Genomic DNA, 1,361 nt, shown 5'->3' on the forward strand with positions numbered 1-1,361 from the left:
AAATGACGCAAGCAATGTACGGGAGGTCGCCGCGCACTACACAGCTCCAGCACTAAACGGAGCGTGCATTCCAACACAAACCAGCGATCTATGCTCCGCAACCTGACACGGAAATACAAGGCCCGCAGCTACTAGCTTGCGTAGGTATCGGTCACACGGCTCAGCAATCCATCTGCTGGCGCACCACTAGCTAACCAAGCCATCGAACGAAGAAGGACGGCCAAGTAACTATGGCTCAAACGCAGCGGTTGCGCCACGCATTGATCTGCGGCACAGATCTCCACATCCTCAAGGGCCATGTAACGACCTGTCAGGCCGGCCGAATCCTGGGACATGAGGGCGTCGGTGTCGTCGACCAGGTTGGCGATGACGTGACCGCTTTCAAGGCGGGTGACCGCGTCCTCATCTCCTGCATATCGTCCTGCTGCGGTAAATGCGATTTCTGCCGGAGAGGCATATATTCGCATTGTCGTACCGGGGGGTGGATCCTCGGCAACAAAATCGACGGGACGCAGGCCGAATATGCTCGGACGCCGCATGCGGACACCAGCCTCCACCATTTGCCTGATGGGGTCGATGAGGAGGCTCTCGTCATGCTCAGCGACATCCTTCCCACCGGATTTGAGTGCGGCGTGCTCAACGGCAAGATCTCGCCCGGCTCCACCGTCGCCATCGTCGGTGCCGGTCCTGTCGGCTTGGCTACGCTTCTGACCGCACAATTCTACTCGCCTGCCGAGATAATTTTGATCGATCTCGACGATAGGCGCCTCGCTATTGCGCGCCAGTTTGGCGCGACACAGACGGTCAACAGCGCCGACGGCAGAGCAGTTGAAAAGGTTCGCGCGTTGACGGGGGGAGAGGGCGTGGATGCTGCCGTTGAGGCTGTCGGCCTACCCGCAACTTTCAAGCTCTGCACCGATATCGTCTCGCCGGGCGGCGGCGTGGCAAACGCTGGCGTACACGGCGTCAAGGTCGATCTGCACCTGGAACGGCTGTGGTCCCAAAACATATCGATCACCACGCGGCTGGTGGACACCGTCTCGACGCCCATGCTGCTGAGGACGGTCGTTTCCCACCGCATCGAACCGAAGCTTTCTGATTACACACCGCTTCAAGCTAGACGAGATCATAAACGCCTACGACATGTTCTCGCACGCGGCGGAGACCGGGGCCTTGAAGGTGATCATCGAGACATAACACAAGGAGGAGGGCAGTGGTGTCGGCGGGCGGAAGACTTTTCTAGGAAGTCGACCTAACGATGTATCTTGCGCGGACCTATTGGAGGAGAGCTGGCTCCGGAAATCTGGACCGGGCGATAAGTGGAGTTTCTGCCTGACGGCGGGCAAGATTGTCCCGCGAAT

Annotated in this window: 1 pseudogene; it reads left to right on the forward strand. The window is 59.0% G+C overall.

Annotated elements, in window-relative coordinates:
- Positions 1 to 263: 263 nt before the first annotated feature.
- Positions 264 to 1,197: pseudogene (locus tag QJT82_RS45375) on the forward strand (zinc-dependent alcohol dehydrogenase family protein); the annotation flags it as partial.
- Between the last annotated feature and the right edge of the window lie 164 nt (positions 1,198 to 1,361).

It is taken from the genome of Bradyrhizobium sp. Mp19, assembly GCF_029952935.1.
Classification (GTDB): Bacteria; Pseudomonadota; Alphaproteobacteria; order Rhizobiales; family Xanthobacteraceae; genus Bradyrhizobium; species Bradyrhizobium elkanii.